This is a genomic window from Pseudomonas sp. JV245A (assembly GCF_032424515.1).
Lineage (GTDB): Bacteria > Pseudomonadota > Gammaproteobacteria > Pseudomonadales > Pseudomonadaceae > Aquipseudomonas > Aquipseudomonas protegens.
The window spans coordinates 1-1,019 of the sequence record NZ_VYKE01000417.1 but is presented as its reverse complement, the minus strand read 5'-3'; the positions used below and the strand labels follow the sequence as shown (position 1 = coordinate 1,019).

The following is a 1,019-nucleotide window of genomic DNA, read 5'->3' as shown; positions in this document are numbered from 1 at the left end:
CTGCGGCGGTTCCTCCGGCGGCGCAGCGGTGGCCGCGGCGCTCAATCTGGGCGTGCTGCATCAGGGCAGCGATGCCGGAGGCTCGATCCGCATCCCCGCCAGCTTTACCGGCACTTTCGGCTTCAAGCCCACCTTTGGCTACATCCCCCAGTACCCGGCCAGCGCGACGACCCTGGTGTCTCACCTGGGCCCCATGACCCGCACCGTGGAAGACGCCGTGCTGCTCCTGCAGGCCATCGCCCGCCCCGACCCGCGGGACGCGCTGATGGGAGCCCCGCGACACACCCCGTGGCTGCCCGACAGCACCCACCTCAACGGCCTGCGCATCGCCTACAGCGCAGACTTCGGCTATGTGCAGGTTGATCCGCAGGTCGCTCGCCAGGTGGCGCAGGCCGTGGCGCGGTTGGAACAACTGGGGGCGATCGTCGAAGCGGTCGACCCGGGATTCGACGACCCCCTGCAACTGTTCAAGAGCGTGATCTACGCCGGCGCACAGACGCTGGCCCGGCAACTGAGCACGGCCCAGAAAGCCATGCTCGATCCGGGCCTATTGCGCTTTACCGAAGAATGCCGCCACACCACCCTCGCCGACTTCACCGCGGCCCAGGAAGCCCGAGCGGCCTTGATGGCCCACATGAACATGTTTCACAGCCGCTACGACCTGCTGGTCTGCCCGATGCTGCCGATCACCGCGTTCGAGGCCGGCCACGACACCCCGCCCGGCAGCGCTAACGATGACTGGATGAAGTGGTCGCCTTTCAGCTACCCCTTCAACCTGACCCAGCAACCTGCTGCCTCATTGCCCTGCGGGTTCTCGGAGGCGGGATTGCCCATCGGCCTGCAGGTGGTTGGCGCGCGATTTGCCGACGATCAGGTGCTGCGAGTATGCCGGGCTTACGAGCGTGCATTTCCCGCGCCCTTTCCACAGGCCCCCATGACCGGCGCGGCCATGGCCCAGCAGGTGTCGCCGGTGTAGGGTTTGCACCCTCTTGCCGTGCGCCGCAGTCAGCCCGCCGCAG

Annotated in this window: 1 protein-coding gene; it reads left to right on the top strand. The window is 67.6% G+C overall.

The features are described 5' to 3' along the window. A partial coding sequence (locus tag F6S12_RS32125; RefSeq protein ID WP_315869907.1) for an amidase family protein occupies window positions 1–976 on the top strand: 976 nt, incomplete at its 5' end. Window positions 977–1,019: the final 43 nt, after the last annotated feature.